The sequence below is a fragment of the Aquabacterium sp. genome (assembly GCF_044226965.1).
Classification (GTDB): Bacteria; Pseudomonadota; Gammaproteobacteria; order Burkholderiales; family Burkholderiaceae_C; genus Pseudaquabacterium.
The window spans coordinates 1-20,114 of sequence record NZ_JBGAGA010000075.1 but is presented as its reverse complement, the minus strand read 5'-3'; the positions used below and the strand labels follow the sequence as shown (position 1 = coordinate 20,114).

Here is a 20,114-nt window from a genome sequence, read left to right as displayed (position 1 = left end):
TGCTCAACCGATACGGGCCTGGGTGGCCGCGTCGAAGCAGACCAGCTTGGCGAGATCCACCACGAAGCGGGCGGTCTGGCCCGGCCTCAGCTCGACATCGGGCTCGAGCCGCGCGGTGAATTCCTGGCCGCCGATGTTCAGCACCACCAGCGTGTCCGCGCCGGTGGGCTCGATCACCTCGACGCGGGCGTCCACCAGGCTCTGGTTCGGCAACGCGGCGGCGCCGGGCCGGGCCAGGCCGATGGCCTCGGCCCGGATGCCGGCGATCAGCTCGCGGCCGGCATAGGCCCGCAGCGCCGCGGGCAGCGCCGGCGGCAGCGCGATGCGGGCGCGCGGCCGGTCGCCGATGCAGATGTCCAGCGCCAGCGCGCCGTCTTCGGCGCGCAGCGTGGCCGGCGCCAGGTTCATGCGCGGCGAGCCCATGAAGCCGGCCACGAAGGTGTTGGCCGGCCGGTTGTAGACCTCGTGCGGCGTGCCCAGCTGCTGCAGCACCCCGCCCTTCATCACCGCGATGCGCGTGGCCAGCGTCATCGCCTCGATCTGGTCGTGCGTGACGTAGACGATGCTCGCGTTCAGCCGCTGGTGCAGCTTCTTGATCTCGGTGCGCATGTCCAGCCGCAGCTGCGCGTCCAGGTTGGACAGCGGCTCGTCGAACAGGTAGAGCTGCGGCTCGCGCGCCAGGGCCCGGCCGATGGCCACGCGCTGGCGCTGGCCGCCCGAGAGCTGCCGCGGCTTGCGGTCGAGCAGGTGCTCGATCTGCAGCAGCTTCGCGACGCTGCGCACCCGCTCCTGCCGCTGCCCGGCGGGCACCTTGCGCATCTGCAGCGGAAACTCGATGTTGCGGGCCACGCTCATGTTGGGGTAGAGCGCATAGCTCTGGAAAACCATCGAGATGTTGCGGTCCGCCGGCCCGGCCTGCGTGATGTCCTTGCCGCCCAGCCGCACCAGGCCGCCGGAGGGTTCCTCGAGCCCGGCGATGATGTTCATCAGCGTGCTCTTGCCGCAGCCCGAGGGCCCGACCAGCACCAGGAACTCGCCGTCGGCCAGTGAGATGGAGATGTCCTGCAGCACCTGGGTGCCGCCGAAGCTCTTGTGGATGTTGATGAGGTCGAGCGATGCCATCGCTTATCCCTTGACCGACCCGGCCATCAGGCCGCGGACGAAGTACTTGCCGGACACCAGGTACACCACCAAGGTGGGCACCGCGGCGATGAACGCACCGGCGAAATGCACGTTGTATTCCTTGACCCCGGTGGAGCTGTTCACCAGGTTGTTCAGCGCCACCGTCAGCGGGTAGGACGCGTAGTCGCTGAAGCTCGCGCCGAACAGGAACTCGTTCCAGATGTTGGTGAACTGCCAGATCACCGTGACGACGATCATCGGCCCGCTGCTGGGCAGCAGGATGTGCCACAGCACGCCGAAGAAGCCGGCGCCGTCCATGCGCGCCGAGCGCACCAGCTCCGCCGGAAAGGCAGCGTAGTAGTTGCGGAAGAACAGCGTCGTGAAACCGATGCCGTAGACCACGTTGACCAGCACCAGCCCGGCGATGCTGCCCGCCAGCCCCAGCAGCCCGAGCGTCTTGGCCATCGGGATCAGCACCACCTGGTAGGGGATGAACACCGAGAACAGCATCGCCGCGAACAGCAGGCTGGCGCCGCGGAACCTGAACTGCGTGAGGATGTAGCCGTTGAGCGCGCCGATCAGCGCCGACAGCGCCACCGCCGGCACCACGATCAGGAACGAGTTGACGAAGTAGGGTTTCAGCCCCACCGGCTGCACGCCGATCTGCGCGGTGCTCCAGGCCACGTGCCAGGGCTCGGTGGTCCAGGCCAGCGGCAGCGCCAGAAGGTTGCCGTTGCGGATCTCGTCCAGCGGCTTCAATGAGTTCACCGCCATCACGTACACCGGCAGCAGGAACAGCAGCGCCATCAGCCCCAGCACCCCGTACAGCGCGAAGCGGCGCAGGCTCAGCGGCCTGGAAGACGACTCAGCCACGTTGCGCCTTTCGGTATTCGCCGACCAGGTAGGGCAGCACGACGATGCCGATGCCCGCCAGCATCAGCACCGCGCTGGCAGCGCCGACGGCCATCTCGTTGCGGGTGAAGGTGTACTGGTACATGAACACGGAAGGCAGCCAGGTCGAGCGGCCCGGGCCGCCGTTGGTGAGCGCGATGACCAGGTCGTAGGACTTGATGGCCATGTGCGCCAGGATCACGAAGGCCGACAGGAACACCGGCCCCAGCTGCGGCAGGATCACCCGCAGGTAGATCTGCCACGGCGGGGCGCCGTCGACCCGCGCCGCGTTGACGACCTCGGCATCGACGCCGCGCAGCCCCGCGAGGAACAGCGCCATCACGAAGCCGGCGGTCTGCCAGACCGCGGCGATGACGACGCAGTAGATCGCCATGTCGCTGTCCTTGATCCAGTCGAACGAGAAGCCCTGCCAGCCCCAGCTGCGCACGGTGCGCTCCAGCCCCACGCCAGGGTCGAGCAGCCACTTCCACGCGGTGCCGGTGACGATGAAGCTCAGCGCCATCGGGTACAGGAAGATCGAGCGGAACAGCCCTTCGGCGCGCAGCTTCTGGTCGACCAGGATCGCCAGGCCCAGGCCCATCGCGATCGCGATGCCGATGTACAGCCCCGCGAACACCGCCAGGTTGCCCAGCGAGACCGACCAGTTCTCCAGCCCGAACAGCCGGCGGTAGCTGCCGAAGCCGGCGTAGTCGTACACCGGCATCAGCGTCGAGGCGGTGAGCGACAGCCACAGCGTGAACAGCATGTAGCCGTACACGCACACCAGCACCAGCAGCACGCTGGGGCTGATCAGCAGCTTGGGCAGCAAGGTCTTGCGCATCGCTCCGGGCTCACTGGCGGGCTGCGGCGACCATCGCGGCCACGGCCTTCTTGTCGTCGATCTGGCCATTGAAGTGGCGCGTGATCACATCGTAGAACGCATTCTTCAGCGAAGCCGGCACCGCATGCCCGTGCGCGATGGAGCCCACCAGCGTGTTCTTGCGCGCGGCCTCGGCCAGGTCCTTGATGCCCTTCTTGCCGCAGTCGTCGAAGTCCTTGTCGGACACGTCGGTGCGCGCGGGCACCGAACCCTTCACCACGTTGAAGGCCGACTGGAAGCCCTTGTCCATGATGGCCGCGGCCAGCTTCTGCTGCGCGGCCACCTTGTCGGCGCCCTTCACGAGGAACATCGCGAACTGGTCGGAATTGAACGACACCATGCCCTGGGTGCCCGGCAGGCGGAAGCAGGCGAAGTCCTTGCCCGGCACCTTCTTCGCATTCAGGAACTCGCCCTTGGCCCAGTCGCCCATGATCTGGAAGCCGGCCTTGCCGCTGATCACCATGCCCGAGGCCACGTTCCAGTCGCGGCCCGAGAAGTCCTTGTCGACCAGCTTGCGCAGCTGGCTCATGCGATGGAACACCTTCTCCATCGTCGGCGAGGCCAGTGCGGCGGGGTCGAGCTCGATGAAGGCCTTGCGATAGAAGTCGACGCCGCCGGTGGCCAGCACCACGCCGTCGAAGATGGTGGCCTCCTGCCAGGGCTGGCCGCCGTGGGCCAGCGCGATGAAGCCGGCCTTCTGCACGCTCTCGGCCGCGGCGATGAACTCGTCCCAGGTCTTGGGCTCGGCCGTCACGCCGGCCTTGGCCAGCACCTCCTTGTTGGCCCACACCCAGTTGGTGGAGTGGATGTTCACCGGCACCGCCACCCATTGGCCGGCATGCTTGGAGAAGCGCTGCAGCGGCGCGGGCACCACCGCGTCCCAGCCTTCCTTGGCCGCCAGGTCGTTCAGGTTCGCCAGCCGGCCATCCTTGGCCCAGTCCTGGATGTCGAAGCCCAGCATCTGCACCGCGGTGGGCGGGATGCCGGCGCTGACGCGCGCACGCAGCGCGGTCATCGCCTGTTCGCCGCCGCCGCCGGCGATCGGGCTGTCCTTCCAGCCGATGCCGTCCTTCTCGAGGTTGGACTTCAGCACCTTCAGCGCGGCCGCTTCGCCGCCCGAAGTCCACCAGTGCAGCACCTCCACCTGCTGGGCCGGCTGCTGCGCCAGCGCGGGCAGGCTCACCCATGCGGCCAGTGCCAGCGCGAGGGTCGTCTTCTTCATCGTCGTCTCCTGTTCAATTTGGGGGTTATTGCCGAGCCGCAGCCAGCAGGGCGGCCACGGCCTTCTTGTCGTCGAGCTGGCCGTTGAAGTGGCGCGTGATCACGTCGTAGAACGCGTTCTTGATCGAGGCCGGCACCGCATGGCCATGCGCGATGGAGCCGACCAGCGTGCCATGCTGGGTGGCCAGCGCCAGCTCCTTCATGTCGCGCTTGCCGCAGGCATCGAAGGCCTTGTCGCCGACGTCGCTGCGCGCCGGCACCGAGCCCTTCAGCACGTTGAACGCCGACTGCACCTCGGGGTTCATGATCTCGCTGGCAAGCTTGGCCTGCGCCGCCGCCTTGTCGCCCTTGACCTTGAACATCGCGAACTGGTTCGACAGGTAGGACACCATGCCCGCGGTGCCGGGCAGCGGGAAGCACAGGAAGTCCTTGCCCGGCTGCTTGCCGGCATTGACGAATTCGCCCTTGGCCCAGTCGCCCATGATCTGGAAGCCGGCCTTGCCGCTGATCACCATGCCAGAGGCCACGTTCCAGTCGCGGCCCGAGAAGTCCTTGTCGACCAGCTTGCGCAGTTGGCCCATGCGCTGGAACACCTGCTCGGTGGTGGCCGAGCCCAGCGCCTTCGGGTCGAGCTCGATGAAGGCCTTGCGGTAGTAGTCGGCGCCGCCGGTGGCGAGCACCACGCCGTCGAAGATGGTGGCCTCCTGCCAGGGCTGGCCGCCGTGGGCCAGTGCAATGAAGCCGGCCTTCTGCACCTTCTCGGCCGCGGCGATGAACTCGTCCCAGCTCTTCGGCTCGGACGTCACGCCGGACTTGGTCAGCACGTCCTTGTTGGCCCAGACCCAGTTGATCGCATGCACGTTGATCGGCGCGGCCACCCAGGTGCCGTTGTACTTGGAGAACTTCTGCACCGCCGCCGGCACCACCTTGTCCCAGCCCTCGGCCTTGGCCTGGGCGTTCAGGTCGGCCAGCGCGCCCTGCCTGGCCCAGTCGGTCAGGTCATGGCCCATCAGCAGCACGGCCGTCGGCGGCACGCCCGCGCTGAGGCGGGTGCGCAGCGTCGTCATCGCCTGCTCGCCGCCGCCACCGGCAATCGGCATGTCCTTCCAGCTGAAGCCATCGGCCTCGACCTTGTCCTTCAGCACCTTCAGCGCGGCAGCTTCGCCGCCCGAGGTCCAGAAGTGCAGCACCTCGATCTGCTGCGGTTGCGCCTGTGCGGCGCCGGCGGCCAGGCCCAAAGCCAGCATGGCGGTCTTGATGGTCATCGATCGTCTCCTTGGTCGGGTTAGGTTCAGGCCGGCAGCCACCAGTCGGTGCGCTGGCCCAGGTGCAGGTGCAGGGTCTTGGTTTCGGTGTAGTCCTCGGCCGCATGCCGGCCCAGTTCGCGGCCGAGCCCGCTCTGGCGGTAGCCGCCGAAGGGCAGCTCGGCATGGCCTTCGAGGAAGGTGTTGACCCAGACGGTGCCGGCCTTGATGCGCCGCGCGGCGCCCAGGCAGGTGTCGACATCGCGGCTCCAGACGGCGGCCGACAGGCCGTACAGGGTGCTGTTGGCCAACTCGACGGCTTCGTCCAGGTCGCGGAACGTCAGCACCGCCAGCACCGGGCCGAACACCTCCTCGTGCGCGATGGCCATGTCGCGCCCGACGCCGCTGACGACGGTGGGCTCGTAGTACAGGCCGCGGCCACCGCAGCGCGCGCCGCCCAGCGCGATGCAGGCGCCGGCCTCGCGCGCGGCCCCCACATGCGCCTCGATGGCGTGCAGCTGGCGCTCGGTGGTGATGGCGCCCACCTGCGTCTGCGCATCGAGCGGATCGCCCATGCGCACGCGCTTCGAGCGCTCGACCACGGCGGCCGTGAACTCGGCAGCGATGGCGTCGTGCACCAGCAGCCGACTGCCGCTGTTGCAGCACTGGCCGGCGTTGAAATACACGCCAAAGACAGCGGCATCGAGCGCCGCTTCGAGGTCGGCATCGGGGAACACGATCTGCGGGTTCTTGCCGCCGAGCTCCATCGACACCTTCTTCAGCGTGCCCGCCGCCTTGGCCACGGCCGCCTTGCCGACCGCGGTGGAGCCGGTGAAGGACAGCATGTCCACCCGCGCATCGGTGACCAGGGTCTCGCCGACCACCGGCCCGGTGCCGACCAGGATGTTGACCACGCCCGCCGGCAGGCCGGCCTCCAGCAGGATCTCGCCCAGCATCACCGTCGTGCCCGAGGTCACCTCGGCCGGCTTGACCACCGCAGTGCAGCCGGCAGCCAGCGCGAACGGCAGCTTCTGGCTGACGATCAGGAACGGGAAGTTCCACGGCGTGATGATGCCGACCACGCCCACCGGCTCGCGCAGCACCACGCCCAGCGTGTCTTCGCCCAGCGTGTCGTAGCTGTCGCCCTTGAGCTGCCGCGCCAGCGCGGCGGCGTAGTGCCACAGCTCGGCCGCCGCGGCGATCTCGGCACGCGATTGCGCCAGCGGCTTGCCGTTCTCCAGCGTTTCCAGCAGCGCCAGGCGCTCCTGGTGGCGGACGATGCCGTCGGCCACGCGGCGCAGCAGCGCGGCGCGTTCGGCACCCTTCATGCGCGGCCAGGGGCCGCTGTCGAAGGCGCGCCGCGCAGCACCGATGGCCGCCTGCGCCTCGGCCACGCCGGCCTGCGCGTAGCGCGCCACCAGCACGTCATGCGCCGGCGATCGACGTTCGAGCGTGGCGCCGTCGCGCGCATCGGCCCAGTCGCCGTCGATCAGCAGGCGGCCGGCATACGGTGGCCGGGCCAGCAGCTCGGCTGCAGAGGAAGAAGAAAGGTCGCAGGGGTTCATGTCGGGTTCGAAGTCGGGATGCGTGAGCCGCCGGTTCACTGGCCGCGGAATTGGGCCGGCCGGCGCTCGCGGAAAGCCGCCAGGCCTTCCGCGGCGTCGGCGGTGCTGGCCGAGAGCGCCCCGGCCATGCCCTCCAGCGCCGCCGCGGTGCCCTCGCCGGTGGCCGCGTCAATCAGCTGTTTGGTGAGCTGCACCGCTACCGGCGCGCGGGCGGCAATGGCCTCGGCCAGCGCGCGGGCCGCGGCGAGCAAGGCTTCGGGCCGGTGCAGCTCGTGCACCAGGCCGCAGGCCAGGGCCCGCTCCGCGCCGATGCGCTGGCCGCCCAGCGCCAGGTACTTGGCCTGCGCCGGACCCACCAGCCGCACCAGGCGCTGCGAGCCGGACCAGCCCGGGCAGGTGGCGATGGACGCCTCGGGCAGCGCGAATTCGGCGCCGGTGCTGGCCAGCCGCAGGTCGGCAGTGATCGCCAGTTCCAGCCCGCCGCCGAACGCGTGGCCGTTGAGCGCCGCGATCACCGGCTGGCGCAGCCGGGCCCACTGGTCGAACACCTGGTGGCCGCGGCGCGTCCACTGGCGCCACATGTCCAGCGGCGGCAGCGCGGACCAGGCGCCGATGTCGGCCCCGACGCAGAAGGCGCGCTCGCCTTCGGCCGTCAGCACCACCGCACGCAGCGCGACGTCGGCATCGATGGCGCGCGCGATCTGCTCCAGGCGGTCCAGCATCGCCGGCGTCAGCGCATGCAGCTTGGCCGGACGCGCCAGCGTGACCCATGCGATGGCGCCCTCGCGCTCGAAGCGCACGTCGGCTTCAGACATGGCGCGCTCCCTTCACCGGCTCGCCCAGGCGCAGGCCGAAGGGCTCGGGCCGGAACAGCGCCGCGTCCATCAGCTTCAGGTCGGGCGCCAGCAGCAGCGGCACCTCGGACTGGCCGCGTACATCGCGTTCCAGGTCGATGCCGGGGGCGATCTCGCGCACGACCAGGCCTTCGGCCGCCAGGTCGATCACGCAGCGCTCGGTGACGTAGCTGACCTGCTGGCCACGCTCCCGCGCGACGCGGCCGCTGAAGGTGATGTGTTCGCTGGCCTGCACGAACTTGCGGCTGCGGCCTTCTTGCAGGATGCGCAGCCGGCCGTCGCCGACCTCGAGCTGTGCGCCCGCGGTGAAGAAGCCCGAGAAGACGATGCGCCGGGCATGCGCGGTGATGTCGACGAAGCCGCCACAGCCCGCGGTGAGGTAAGGCTTGGCGCCGAGCTTCGAGACATTGACGCTGCCGTCGCCGTCCACCTGCAGGAAGGACAGCAGCGTGGCGTCGAAGCCACCGCCCTGGAAGTAGGTGAACTGGTTCGGCGACGAGACGATGGCGTCCGCGTTCGACGCGCAGCCGAAGGCAAAGCCCAGCAGCGGCATGCCACCCACCGCGCCCTGCTCGATGGCCCAGGTCACCGCGCCGTGCAGCCCTTCCTCGAGCAGGATGCGCGGCACGTTGGCCGAGATGCCGAAGCCAAGGTTGACGCTGCTGCCGGTGTGCAGCGCCATCGCCGCGCGGCGGGCGATCACCTTCTCGGGCCCCCAGGCCTGCAGCTCGAACGCCGACTCCGGCTGCACCACCTCGCCGCTGATGGCGGGGTCGTAGGGCGTCTGCGTGGTCTGCCATTGCGCGGGGTCGACGACGATGTGGTCGACCAGGTTGCAGGGCACGTGCACGTCGTGCGGACGCAGGCTGCCGGCCTTCACCACGCGCTTGACCTGCGCGATCACCAGGCCGCCGTTGTTGCGCGCGGCCAGGGCCTGCTCCAGCCCGCCGAGCAGCGCGCCTTCATGCTCGTAGCTCAGGTTGCCGCGCTCGTCGGCCGTGGTCGCGCGGATGATCGCCACCTGCGGCACCACCGCCGGGAAGTACAGCCAGGGCCGGCCGTCGAAATCGACCCGCCGCACCACCGGCGCCGAATGCGCGGCCGCCTCGTTCATCGCGCAGCCCTGCAGCAGCGGATCGACGAAGGTGCCGATGCCCACCTGCGTCAGCACGCCGGGGCGGCGTGCCGCGGCGTCGCGGTGCATGTCGAACATCAGGCCGCTGGGCAGGTTGAAAGCCTCGACCTGGTTGTCGATCACCATGCGCCAGATCGCCGGCATCGGCAGCGACGACGGGCCACTGGGGTACGAGCCCGCCAGCACGCGGCGCAGCAGACCCGGTCGCGCCAGGTGGTCGATGCCGCGGATGCCGTAGAGGTCGCCCGCGGCGATCGGGTGCAGCATCGTCAGCGCGCGCGGCGCGCCTTCGCGCTCGAAGCGCTCACCGATCGCGGCGAGCACCTTGTCCGGACAGCCCAGCCCGCTGGACGAGCTGACGCTGACGACGTCGCCATCGCGCAGCAGCGCGGCGGCCTGGTCGGCGCTGATGAGCTTCATGCCGCGGCCCCGTTCTGGTTGGCGGTGATCTGGTCCGCGGCGTTCTGCTCGGCTGCGTCTTGTTCGGCCACGCCCTGCGCGAGCAGGCGGTCGATGCGCACCGCGCTTCCGCTGGCGCAGGCCTCGCGCACCGCCAGCGCGCCGGCCAGCGAGCGCACGCCGTCCTCGCCAGTGGCCGCCGGTGCGCCTTCGCCGCGCAGCGCGGCGCAGAAGGCCGCCACGCCGCGCACGTAGAGGTCCTCGTGCTGCAGCGCGATCGGGTGCTCGCCCTCGGCGTCGCGCAGCGTCAGCGTGCCGACCGGGCGCTGCGTCATGACGTCGCGGCCGATCAGCGAGCCGCGCTCGCCATGGACCTCGATGCCGGTACCGGCATGGGCGATCGTGAAGCCGTCGTGCAGCTGCGCGACCACGCCGTTGTCGAAGCGCAGCACGGCCATCACGCCGTCCTCCAGGCCCGCGTGGGCCATGCCGGCGTGCTGGGCCAGCGCCACGGCTTCGATCGGCTCGGCATCGAGCACGAAGCGCAGCGTGTCGATGTCGTGCACCGTGATGTCGAGCACCACGCCGCCGCCGGCCTCGGGGCGGGCCACGCGCCAGCCCTGCAGCGCGGGCGGCAGTTGCACCGCGTGGAAGACGCGCGCCGCCAGCGGCCGGCCGATGGCCCCGGCCCGGACCAGCTCGCGCAGGCGCCGATGGCTGGCGGCATTGCGCAGGTGGTGGTTCGTCGCCATCAGGACGCCGGCGCGGGCGCAGGCGGCCACCATGCCGCGCGCAGCGGCGAGCGACAGCGCCAGCGGCTTCTCGCACAGCACGTGCTTGCCGGCCGCCGCCGCCGCGAGCACCTGCGGCTCGTGTTGATCGTTGGTGCTGCTGATGTAGACCACCTGCACCGCGGGGTCGGCCAGCAGCGCGGCCACGCTGGCATGCACGCGGGGGATGCCGAGCTCGGCCGCGAAGGCCCGCGCATGCGCTGCGTCGCCGCTGGCCACGGCCACCACGGCGTGGCCGGGCTGTGCGCGGATGGCGTCCACCATGTACTGCCGGGCGATGGTGCTGGCGCCGATCAGGCCCCACCCCGCCACTGCTGCGGTGCTGTTCATCTGGTGTGGAATCGCTAGACTCATTGGAACGGTTGAATGAATTATTGGAACGTTCCAATTTCCGGTCAAGCACAATCACGGGCATCCAGGGAAAACCCCGAACATGACGAAGAAGAACGAAGGGCCGGCGCGCGCGCCGACGATCATGGACGTGGCCGAGGCCGCGGCGGTGTCGAAGTCGACGGTCTCGCTGGTGCTGCAAGGCAGCACGCTGATCCGCGACGAGACGGCACAGCGCGTGCGCGCCGAAGCGCAACGCCTGGGCTACGTCTACAACCGCCGCGCGGCCGAACTGCGGCGCAAGTCGTCGAACACCATCGGCGTCGTCATCAACGACCTGATGAACCCGTTTTTCGCCGAGGTGCTGGTGGGCATCGAGCGTTGCCTGGTCGATGCCGGCCATGTGGTGTTCATGGCCCACACGCACGACAACTTCGAGCGCCAGCAGCGCGTGCTGCAGTCGATGCGCGAACACAATGCCGCCGGCATCGTGCTGTGCCCGGCCATCGGCACGCCGAAGACGCTGCCCAAGGAGATCCAGCAGTGGGGCATCCCGCTGGTGATCATGGTGCGATCACTGGGCAGCGGCACCTACGATTTCGTCGGCTCGCAGAACGCGAAGGGCCTGGCCACCGCGACCCGCCACCTGATCGAGCGCGGTCATCGCCGCATCGCCTTCCTGGGGGGACAGTCGGGCGTGGTGTACGAAGAGCGGCTCGAAGGCTACCGCCAGGCGCTGACCCAGGCCCGCATCGCCTTCGACGAGCGCCTGGTCGTGCCCGAAAGCCCCACGCGCGCCGGCGGCCACGCCGCGATGGCGGCCCTGCTCGAGCGCCGCACCGGCGCGACGGCGGCCGTCTGCTACAACGACATCAGCGCCCTCGGCGCCCTGGCCGCGCTGGGCGAGCGCGGGCTGCGCGCCGGCACCGACTTCGCGCTGATGGGCTTCGACAACGTGCTCGACGCCGCGCACTCGAACCCGCCGCTGAGCACGATGGACATCCACCCCGGCGAACTCGGCGAACAGGCCGCGGCGCTGCTGATGAAGCGCATGGCCAACCCCCACCTGAAGCGCCAGACCTACCTGGCGGAGCCGGAGCTGCGCCTGCGCCAGTCGGGCTAGGGGCTGTTCACGCTGCGGATGCCGATGTCCGGTTGGCGAGGCGCACACCGTCTGGTAGCTTGGGAAAGTACCGCCGAGGCTCCTGTCATGGCCCTGAACCCTGCCGACATTGCCATCGTCAGCCGCCTGCTCGATGAAGCGCTGGCGCTGTCCCCGATCGAGCGCGATGCCTGGCTGCGGACCCTGCCGCCCGAGATGCAGCGACATGCGCCGGTGCTGCAGGACATGCTGGCGGCCGCACCCGACCTCAGCCGCGACGAGCGCCTGGCCAGCCTGCCGCGGCTGGACGCGGCAGACGAATCGGTGGCCGCGGAAGGCGACCTCATCGGGCCGTACCGGCTGCTGCGCGAGCTCGGCCGCGGGGGCATGGGCAGCGTCTGGCTGGCCGAGCGTGCCGACGGCGCCTTCAAGCGTCAGGTGGCACTCAAGCTGCCACGGCTGGCCTGGGGCGCCGGCCTGGCGCAGCGCATGGCGCGCGAGCGCGACATCGGTGCGCGGCTGGAGCATCCGCACATCGCGCGGCTGTACGACGCCGGTGTCGATGAGCGGGGCCGGCCCTTCCTGGCGCTGGAGTACATCGACGGCGTGCCCATCGATGCCTGGTGCCGCATGCGACAGTTGGATGTCCGGGCCCGGCTCGACCTGTTCCTGCAGGTCATCCGGGCCGTCTCCTATGCCCATGGCCGGCTCGTGGTGCATCGCGATCTCAAGCCCTCGAATGTGCTGGTGAGTGCGGACGGACAGGCGCACCTGCTCGACTTCGGCATTGCCAAGCTGCTGGCGGATGCGGCCCCTGGCGACACCGGCCTGACGCAGCAGCAGGGTCGCGTGATGACGCCGCACTACGCCAGCCCGGAGCAGGTGGCGGGCGAGCCGATCACGGTGCAGTCCGATGTCTACAGCCTGGGCGTGCTGCTGTACGAACTGCTCAGTGGCACGCTGCCGATCGCGCCGCGGCGCGGCACGCTGGGCGCGATGGAAGAAGCCATCCTGCAGGGCGATGCGCCGCCGGCCAGCAGCCGCGCAGCCGACCGCCCGACGGCGGCGGCGCTGCGCGGAGAGATCGACGCGATCCTCGCCAAGGCGATGCAGCGCGACACCGCACGGCGCTACGCCAGCGCCGATGCCCCGGCGCAGGACATCGAGCGCCACCTGAACGGACAGACCGTGAGTGCGCGGCCCGACAGTGCGGTGTATCGGCTGCGCAAGGCCGCTGCCCGGCACTGGCTGCCGCTGACAGCGGGCTCGGTGATCGCCGGCAGCTTGGTGGTCGGTGGCTCGGTCGCATGGGTCCAGGCGCAGCGCGCTGCACAGCAGGCCGATCGCGCCCGCATGGTCACGCAATTCGTCTCGGAAATGTTCAAGGTCAGCGCCCAATCGAGCCTGAACGCCAACGCTTCCGCAGAGTCCCTCTCGACCGGACAGGTCATCGAGCCGGCGGCGAAGCTGATCGACACACGGTTCTCAGGTCAGCCCGATCTGCAGGCGCAAATGTTCGGTGCGCTGGGGCAGGTGTATGCCGAGCTCGGCATCACCCGCGCGGCGGTGCAGTTCACCTCGCGCCAGTTGCAGGCCATCGAGCGTGGCGCCGCGCCGCCCGAAGACAGAGCGCGCGGGCTGATGCTGCTCGCCGACGCGCTGGCACGCGATGGCAAGGCGGCCGATGCACTCGGCCGCGCCGAAGAAGCGGTCAGCCTGCTCGAGCCCGGCAGCGCCCTGGCCTTCGACGCCCGGGCGCTGCATGCCACGCTGTTGTCGGCCAACAGCCAGCGCGATCGAGCCCGGCAGGCGGTCGACGAACTCTCGCGCTCGAAGTTCGCGGACCCGCATGTGCCCAGCATGGGCGGTGCCCGGCTGCTCAGGCTGAAAGCCCTGGCGCTGTACGGCACCGACAGGACCGACGAATCCTTCCCGCTCACGCGCGCCGCGATCGCCATGGCGTCCACGGTGGAGGGCGAGTCTTCCGATTTCACGCTGCGAACGATGACGGAGCTGACCCGTTGGTTGAGCCAGGTCGGTCGCAAGGACGAAGCGCGCGGCGTCTATGAAGACGCGCTGCGCCGACTGCGCAGCGCCGGCGAGATCGGGCAATTGCGTGCGGCCCTGCTCACCGCCAACTACCTGGCTTTCGGCGGCGGTGCATCGACTCTGCCGTTCGCTCAAGTCATCAAGATGTTCGAGGATGGCCTGGCGACCGTGCAGCGATTCGGGCCCGCGGCGCCGCCGGCGCTGGCAGCCAACATCCGCTACCTGTTGGCGACGGTGGAGCTGGACCATGGCAGGGTCGAGTCAGCCTACCGCCACCTCGACTCGGCCATTCCCATCCTGCGGGCGGCCACCGATCGCCAATGGGTACTGTGGGACTACGCTGAAGCGATGGGCAGGGCCGCCATGATGGTGGGCCGGCACGACGAAGCGGACCGAGACCTGCGCATCGCCAAGGGCCTGCGGGAATCCCTGGGCTTCAAGAGCGAGCCCTGGGCCGCCTACGACTGGGTGGCCGTCGCGCACAACCTGATGATGCAGGGCCGAGTCGAACCGGCCGCGCAATGGCTGAAAGACGCGCCGACATTCGGTGAGCAGAAAAGCGATGCCGAACACGGCGCCGATTTCGCGAAGGCCATTCCCCGTGAACTGGCCCGCATCCGTCTTGAAGCCGGCGATCCTGCCGGCGCGCTGCAGGCCCTGCCCGCCGCGGCGGCCGATGAAGCGGCCAACGAGGAGAACTCGACCTTCGCACTTCACGCGGTACGCGGCGAGGCGCTCTGCGCAGCAGGCCAGGCCGCAAGCGGCTTGAGTCTGCTGTCCGCATGGATCGCGGCCGTCGCATCGCAGGAATCGGAGCTCTCGCCCAGCCTTGCGCGCGTGCGGGCCACGGCCGCCTTGTGCGCACTGAAGGCCGGCGATCGCCAACGTGCCGAAGCATTGGGCGCACTGGCGCAGCATGCGCTGCAGCAGCAACCCGGCGTGGCCGCATGGTTCAGGAAGCCGCTCGACCAACTCCAGCAGGCGCTTCGGCCGGGGGGCCGGAAGACCGGCTGAGTCGCTGCCCGGCCGTTCCGGGTCAAGCCCGCTTCGCCAAAAGGAAGTGCGACAGCGCCGGAATCAGCACCACCGCCCCCACCATGTTCAGCACGAACATGAAGGCCAGCAGCAGGCCCATGTCGGCCTGGAACTTGATGGGCGAGAAGGCCCAGGTGATGACACCGGCGGCGAGCGTGATGCCCACCAGCGCGACGACGCGGCCGGTGAAGCGCAGCGCACGCGCATAGGCCTCGCCCAGCGGCACGCCCTGGCGCTGCTGCGCGAGCTGCACGCTCAGCAGGTACAGCGCGTAGTCGACGCCGATGCCCACGCCCAGCGCGATGACCGGCAGCGTGGCCACCTTGACGCCGATGCCCAGCAGCACCATCAGCGCCTCGCACAGCACCGAGGTGATCATCAGCGGCAGCAGCGCCACCAGCACCGCGCGCCAGCTGCGGAAGGTGACCAGGCACAGCAGCGCCACCGCCGCGTACACGCCCAGCAGCATGCGCGTCCAGGCCTGGTGCACGACGATGTTGGTGGCCGCCTCGATGCCGGCCGGCCCCGCGGCCAGCAGGAACTGACGCTCGGGCGTGCTGTGCGCGGCGGCGAAATCGGCGCTGGCCTGCAGCACCCGGTCCAGCGTGCCGGCGCGGTGGTCGGCCAGGTAGGCGATCACCGGCATCACCGAGCAGTCGGTGTTGAACAGGTCCGGGTTGTTCACGCTGGCCTGCTGCGCGGCGTAGTTCAGCATGTCCTGGTTGCGCGCCAACGTCAGCCACTTCGGGCTGCCCTCGTTGCTGCCGGCGGTGATCTGCCGCACCGCATTGGTCAGCGCCACCGTGGTCTGCACGCCGGGCAGTTGCTGCAGCTGCCAGGCCAGGCGGTCGGCCTCGACCAGCGTGTCGTACTGCAGGCAGCCTTCCTTCGGCGTCTTGACGATCACCGCGAAGCTGTCGCTGGACAGCGTGTAGTGGCCGGTGATGTAGGCGTTGTCGCGGTTGTAGCGCGAGCTGGTGCGCAGCTCCGGCGCGCCGGCATCGAGGTCGCCGATCTGCAGCTGCCGGCTCAGGCCGTAGGCGCCCGCGGTGAGCAGCGCGGCCACCGCCAGCGCGCCGATGGCCCAGCGCCGCTCGACGAAGCGGCCGATGCCGTGCCAGGCGCGGTCGACGAGCCCGCTGCTGCCGCCCTCGTCGGCCTGCGCGGCGCGCGCGGCGGCCGCATCGCTGACGCCCAGGTAGGACAGCAGCACCGGCAGCAGGATCAGGTTGGTGACGATCAGCACCGCGACGCCGAGGCTGGCCGACAGCGCCAGCTCGCGGATCACCTCGATGTCGATCATCATCAGCACCGCGAAGCCCACCGCATCGGCCAGCAGCGCGGTCAGGCCAGCCAGGAACAGGCGGCGGAAGGTGTAGCGCGCAGCCACCTCGCGCCGCGCCCCGCGGCCGATGTCCTGCATGATGCCGTTCATCTTCTGCGCGCCATGGCTCACGCCGATGGCGAACACCAGGAAGGGCACCAGGATCGAGTACGGGTCCAGCGCCGCGCCCAGTGCGGCCATCAGCCCGAGCTGCCAGGCCACCGCCACCAGCGAGCAGCCGATCACCAGCGCGGTGCTGCGCGCGCAGCGGGTGTAGCCGTACAGGATGGCCAGCGCGATCAGCGCCGCGATGCCGAAGTACAGCGCCACCTGGCGCAGGCCCTGGATCAGCTCGCCCACCAGCATCGCGAAGCCGATGCTGTGCAGGCGCAGCGCCGGCCGACCGTCGGCGCCCGGCGCTTCGGCCTTCTGGCGGATCTGCTCGATGGCCGCTGACAATGCGCGATAGTCCAGCCGCTGGCCGGTGCCGGGGTCCTGGTCCAGCAACGGCACCACCAGCATGCTCGACTTGAAATCGGTGCCGACCAGGCTGCCGACCAGCCCGGCGCGCGCGATGTTGGCGCGCAGCTGCTCGGTGCTGGCGGCGCTGCCGTCGTAGCGGTCGGGCATCACCGGGCCGCCGCGGAAGCCTTCCTCGGTCACCTCGGTCCAGCGCACCGCCGGCGCCCACAGCGACTTCAGCCACGCCCGGTCGACGCCCGGCACCAGGAACACCTCGTCATGCAGCGTCTTCAGCTGGGCCAGGTACTGGGCGTCATAGACATCGCCGTTCGGGTTCTCGACCACGATGCGCAGCGCATTGCCCAGCCCGCGCAGGTCGGCCCGGTGCGCCAGGTAGTTCTGGATGTACGGGTGGCCGCGCGGGATCATCTTGTCGAAGCTGGCGTTCAGCCCCAGCCGCGTGGCCGCCAGCGCGCCGAGCAGCAGGGTCAGCAGCGCGCAGGCCAGCAGCACCAGGCCGCGGTGGTTGAACACCGTGCGCTCCAGGCGCGAGCCGGACTGCGGGTCGAAGCCGTCGGCGGCAGCCGATCCCGGCGCGGCCGGATGCGGCAGCGCGCCCGCGGAGGCGGTGGCATGCATGGGATGGGTCTCCTTCAGCTGCGAAGCGGCAGCGACTGCACGCCGCGCGGGCCGGCCAGCACCAGCGTGCCGGGGGCGGCCTCGATCAGCGCGGCGGCCGGCAGCGGCCGGTCGCCCGTGGTGACCAGCGGCGCGAAGCTCGCGCCCTCGTCACGGCTGGCGATCAGGTGGCCGGCCTGGCTGGCCAGCACGATGCGGCCATCGGCCAGCACGGTGCCGGCCGTCAGGCCGACGCTCAGGCCGGTGGGAATGGTCTGCCATTGCTGGCCGCCGTCGGTGCTGCGCAGCACGGTGCCGCGCAGGCCGAAAGCCAGCACGCTGCGGCCGGCGGCCAGCAGGCCGAACAGCGTGCCGCCGTAGGGCAGCTGCAAGGCGCGCCAGCGTTGCGCGGCGGCGTCGAGCTTCAGCGCCAGGCCTTGTTCACCGACGGCCAGCAAGGTGTCGCCGGCGCTGCGCAGCGCGTACAGGTGCAGGTTCTTCGGGTTGTCGATGGCCTCGGGCGCCGGCGTCCAGTGCGCGCCGCCGTCGTCGGTGCGCAGCATCAGGCCGAATGCGCCTATCGCATAACCAGAGCGGCCATCGCGGAAGCACACATCCAGCAGCGGCGTCTCGGTGCCCTGCGGGCCGGCACTGCGGCCGTCGTGCTGGCGCTGCCAGGTCTCGCCGCCATCGGCGCTGTGCAGCAGCACGCCGTCGTGGCCCACGGCCCAGCCAAGCCGGGCATCGGCGAAGTGCACCGCCACCAGGTCGGAGCTGACCGGCACCGGCGCCTGCCGCCAGCGGGCGCCCGCGTCGTCCGACAGCAGCACGTGCCCGCGCTGGCCCACCGCCACCACGCGGCGGCCCGCCAGCGCCAGGCCGTTGAGCAGCTGGCGCGGCGCCAGCGGGCTGAGCAGCGCGGGGGTTTCCAGCACGTCGCGCGGGCGGGCTGCGGAGGCGCCGGCCGTGGCGACCGTGATGGCCGCAGGCGCCTCGGCAGCGTTTGCCTTGCGCAGCAGCGGCCAGCCCAGCGCGGCGGCGATCAGGTGGCGTCGGTGCAGCAGGCTCATCGCAGATCTCCGCTTGAAGTGGCCGCGTCTTTCAGGCGTCAGCGGATGCCGGCGCCGGCCAGCGCGTCGGCGGTCCATTCGCGCTCGGGCAACGGCTTGCCGTGGCGCAGGCCGCCGGTCTCGGCGATGTAGCCGGTCAGCGAATACACCCGCGCCACCAGGTCGTAGTGGCCGAACATGTCGGTGTACGGGGCCGGCACGTCGTAGCTGGGCGCCATGTAGGCGAAGCCGGTGCGCCAGAGCTGGCCGCGCGCGTCGTACTCGTCGCTGGCCAGCGCGGCCCAGCTGTCCTCGTCCAGGTAGAAGGTGCGCTTGCCGTAGACATGGCGCTTGCCTTCCTTCAGCGTGGCCTCCACCACCCACACGCGGTGCAGTTCCCAGCGCACGAAGTCGGGGTTCAGGTGGTTGGGCTTGAGCAGTTCGTCCTGCTTGGCCTGGTACACCGCGGCATAGGCGTTGTAGGGCACCAGCATCTCCTTCTTGCCCACCAGCTTGAAGTCGAAGCGGTCCATCGAGCCGTTGAAGATGAAGGTGTCGTCGAAGGTCGTCGCGCCGGCGGTGCCGGGGTTCGGCGTGTCGTGGCCCAAGTCGGGCGCCACCTTCACGCGGCGCTGGCCGGGCAGGTAGCTCCAGGCGCGGCGGTCCTTCGCGCCGATGTCCAGCGGGTCCACCAGCATCAGCGCCTCGCCGGCGCGGCGTGCCGGGCCGGTGTAGGTGAGCTTGATGCGCCAGAAGGTCTCGGCGCCCGTCTTCGCCGGGTCCCAGAACGGATATTCCTGCACGCTGATGCCTTCGGTGGCCAGCGTGACGCGGCCGCTGGCATCGACGTTCAGGTTGCGGTACTTGGCCTCATAGGCCTGGCCGTTGAAGCGCAGCAGGTGGTTCCACATCGCCTCGTAGCCGTTCTTCGGCAGCGGGAACGGGAAGCCGGCATGCGCACCTTCGATCGAGCGGCCGTCGTTCAGCGTCTTCGCGCGCAGCGCGTTCTTCGCGGTGTTGTCGGCCACCCATTTCGGGAAGGCCACGCTGCGCTGCGTGGGGTACACGTCGATGCGGAACGTGGGGTACTTCTGCAGCAGCGCCTTGCTGCCTTCGGTCAGCTGCGCGGCATGGGCGGCCATGTTCTTCGCGTCGATCTGCAGCCGCGGCTTGTCGGCCGCAAACGGGTTGGGCCGCACGCCGTCGCCGGGCTTGAAGCCGGCCGGCGCGCTGGTGAGGCCACCGGTGTAGGCGGGAATGGTGCCGTCCTTGTTGCCGGCCTTCTCGGCGCCGATGGCGGTGAGGCTCTGGCCCAGGGCCTTGGCTTCGTCGGCGCTGATGGCGGCGTGCGTGGTGGCGGCGGTGCCCAGGCTCAGCAGCGCGGCCAGGGTCAGCATCGTGATGCGGTGGTGCATGGCGGTCTCCGGGCTCGGGTTCAGAAGGTGGTCTTGAAGGTCAGGCTCACGAAGCCGCGGTCGCGCAGCAGCGTGGTGAAGCCGTTCTGCGCCGTGACGGCGGTGCCGTTGTCCTTGTAGCGGCCGAGGTAGTCGATGTACTTCAGGTCGAAGCGGTACTTCTGCTGCAGGTCCGCCGACAAGCCGATGCTGTAGTTGCCGTTGGCCTCGCTGCCGCCGAACACGGTGGCCGCATTGCCCTTCAGGCCGATGGCGTAGGTGAGCGGCGCGGAGAGGTCCACGCCCGGCAGCACCTGGTACCAGCTGGGCGTGAAGGCGAGGCCGATGCCGTAGTAGTCGCGCGTGGCGCAGCCGTCCCACTTGTCCTTGCCCTTGCAGGGCGCGAAGCCGACGGCGTTGAACAGGTTCTCGCCGCTGCGCACCTTGCTCCAGCCGGAAGCGACGAATTCGGCAGCCCAGGTGGCGCTGTCGAACAGCGGCGTCTTGCCCACCGTGCCCAGGCCGTTGAGCAGCGCATGCCAGGTGTCGCCGCGCGGGCCCTTGGTCTCGCCCTGCGCCGGCAGGCCCGGCGAGATGCCCAGCACCTGGCTGGTGAGCGGCGTGTTGCGGCGCATCGAGAGCTCGGCGC

At 70.2% G+C, this 20,114-nt stretch carries 15 protein-coding genes; 2 read left to right on the top strand and 13 right to left on the bottom strand.

Going from position 1 to position 20,114, the window contains the following annotated elements; all coding sequences use genetic code 11:
* Nucleotides 1-3: 3 nt before the first annotated feature.
* The 9 genes from ACILR4_RS24165 to ACILR4_RS24125 are packed head-to-tail and all read right to left on the bottom strand — an operon-like array spanning nucleotide 4 to nucleotide 10,432.
* Entirely contained in the window at nucleotides 4-1,122 is a 1,119-nt protein-coding gene (locus tag ACILR4_RS24165; RefSeq protein ID WP_395703447.1) for an ABC transporter ATP-binding protein, read from the bottom strand.
* A 3-nt stretch (nucleotides 1,123-1,125) separates the two neighbouring features.
* The gene (locus tag ACILR4_RS24160; protein WP_395703456.1) at nucleotides 1,126-1,929 is read right to left on the bottom strand and encodes a carbohydrate ABC transporter permease; all 804 of its coding nucleotides are present in this window, start codon (nucleotides 1,927-1,929) and stop codon (nucleotides 1,126-1,128) included.
* A gap of 58 nt (nucleotides 1,930-1,987) precedes the next feature.
* Nucleotides 1,988-2,854, bottom strand: a complete 867-nt coding sequence (locus tag ACILR4_RS24155; RefSeq protein ID WP_395703446.1) for a carbohydrate ABC transporter permease — start codon at nucleotides 2,852-2,854, stop codon at nucleotides 1,988-1,990.
* Nucleotides 2,855-2,864: 10 nt separating this feature from the next.
* Nucleotides 2,865-4,115: an ABC transporter substrate-binding protein gene (locus ACILR4_RS24150; protein ID WP_395703445.1), complete on the bottom strand. Its 1,251-nt coding sequence runs from the start codon at nucleotides 4,113-4,115 to the stop codon at nucleotides 2,865-2,867.
* A 25-nt stretch (nucleotides 4,116-4,140) separates the two neighbouring features.
* Entirely contained in the window at nucleotides 4,141-5,379 is a 1,239-nt protein-coding gene (locus ACILR4_RS24145) for an ABC transporter substrate-binding protein (protein ID WP_395703444.1), read from the bottom strand.
* Nucleotides 5,380-5,405: 26 nt separating this feature from the next.
* On the bottom strand, nucleotides 5,406-6,923 hold the full coding sequence (locus tag ACILR4_RS24140) for an aldehyde dehydrogenase family protein (RefSeq protein ID WP_395703443.1): 1,518 nt from the start codon (nucleotides 6,921-6,923) through the stop codon (nucleotides 5,406-5,408).
* A gap of 35 nt (nucleotides 6,924-6,958) precedes the next feature.
* On the bottom strand, nucleotides 6,959-7,738 hold the full coding sequence (locus tag ACILR4_RS24135) for an enoyl-CoA hydratase/isomerase family protein (RefSeq protein ID WP_395703442.1): 780 nt from the start codon (nucleotides 7,736-7,738) through the stop codon (nucleotides 6,959-6,961).
* Nucleotides 7,731-9,332, bottom strand: a complete 1,602-nt coding sequence (locus ACILR4_RS24130; RefSeq protein WP_395703441.1) for an acyl CoA:acetate/3-ketoacid CoA transferase — start codon at nucleotides 9,330-9,332, stop codon at nucleotides 7,731-7,733. Before ACILR4_RS24130 ends, ACILR4_RS24135 begins: the two co-directional genes overlap by 8 nt.
* On the bottom strand, nucleotides 9,329-10,432 hold the full coding sequence (locus ACILR4_RS24125; protein ID WP_395703440.1) for a Gfo/Idh/MocA family protein: 1,104 nt from the start codon (nucleotides 10,430-10,432) through the stop codon (nucleotides 9,329-9,331). Before ACILR4_RS24125 ends, ACILR4_RS24130 begins: the two co-directional genes overlap by 4 nt.
* 103 nt (nucleotides 10,433-10,535) lie before the next feature.
* Between ACILR4_RS24125 and ACILR4_RS24120 the strand changes: the two genes are divergently transcribed.
* Nucleotides 10,536-11,555: a LacI family DNA-binding transcriptional regulator gene (locus ACILR4_RS24120; protein ID WP_395703439.1), complete on the top strand. Its 1,020-nt coding sequence runs from the start codon at nucleotides 10,536-10,538 to the stop codon at nucleotides 11,553-11,555.
* Between the two features lie 87 nt (nucleotides 11,556-11,642).
* Complete coding sequence (locus tag ACILR4_RS24115) at nucleotides 11,643-14,597, top strand: serine/threonine-protein kinase (RefSeq protein WP_395703438.1); 2,955 nt, start codon at nucleotides 11,643-11,645, stop codon at nucleotides 14,595-14,597.
* Between the two features lie 22 nt (nucleotides 14,598-14,619).
* On the opposite strand, the gene ACILR4_RS24110 is transcribed toward ACILR4_RS24115, so the two are convergent.
* From ACILR4_RS24110 to ACILR4_RS24095, 4 genes are all read right to left on the bottom strand, one after another.
* Nucleotides 14,620-17,043, bottom strand: coding sequence for an RND family transporter (locus ACILR4_RS24110; protein ID WP_395703437.1), 2,424 nt, complete (start codon nucleotides 17,041-17,043; stop codon nucleotides 14,620-14,622).
* 14 nt (nucleotides 17,044-17,057) lie between these two features.
* Nucleotides 17,058-18,092, bottom strand: a complete 1,035-nt coding sequence (locus ACILR4_RS24105; RefSeq protein WP_395703436.1) for a WD40/YVTN/BNR-like repeat-containing protein — start codon at nucleotides 18,090-18,092, stop codon at nucleotides 17,058-17,060.
* 38 nt (nucleotides 18,093-18,130) lie between these two features.
* Nucleotides 18,131-19,486 (bottom strand): DUF1329 domain-containing protein, encoded by a 1,356-nt coding sequence (locus tag ACILR4_RS24100; RefSeq protein WP_395703435.1) that lies wholly within the window; start codon nucleotides 19,484-19,486, stop codon nucleotides 18,131-18,133.
* A 20-nt stretch (nucleotides 19,487-19,506) separates the two neighbouring features.
* Nucleotides 19,507-20,114: DUF1302 family protein (locus ACILR4_RS24095; RefSeq protein WP_395703434.1), on the bottom strand; the 608-nt coding region annotated here is incomplete at its 5' end.